This is a genomic window from Christiangramia aquimixticola (assembly GCF_048285835.1).
GTDB classification, from domain to species: domain Bacteria; phylum Bacteroidota; class Bacteroidia; order Flavobacteriales; family Flavobacteriaceae; genus Christiangramia; species Christiangramia aquimixticola.
The window spans coordinates 1-297 of record NZ_JBLVTL010000229.1 but is presented as its reverse complement, the minus strand read 5'-3'; the positions used below and the strand labels follow the sequence as shown (position 1 = coordinate 297).

The window sequence follows — 297 nt, the reverse complement described above, 5'->3', positions numbered from 1 at the left end:
GATTTGCCGGATTCTACTAATTGGTTTTCCAAAGGAGCAAAAAATGCCGCCAACATCATTTCTGCAGCTGAAGGCGGTTTGATTGACATTCTTTTTTCTTGGCCGGAAAAAGTCCTTCACTGGAATACGCTCTCCGCTCTTCAGCGAAATCTGAATGCTTTTGGGGTATTCCGAGACTTGATTTTGGAGCTTCGGGACCTGAAAGACGAGGAGAGTATTCTCTTGATTTCGGATGTCAATGATTTTCTCAAACAAATTACGGAAGGTAACGAGGCGCCTTTTATCTATGAGAAAATC

1 protein-coding gene is annotated in these 297 nt (G+C 42.8%); it reads left to right on the top strand.

Annotated elements, in window-relative coordinates; translation table 11 throughout:
- The coding region (locus ACNKXV_RS14260) for a hypothetical protein (protein ID WP_417908373.1) at positions 1-297 on the top strand (297 nt) is incomplete at both ends.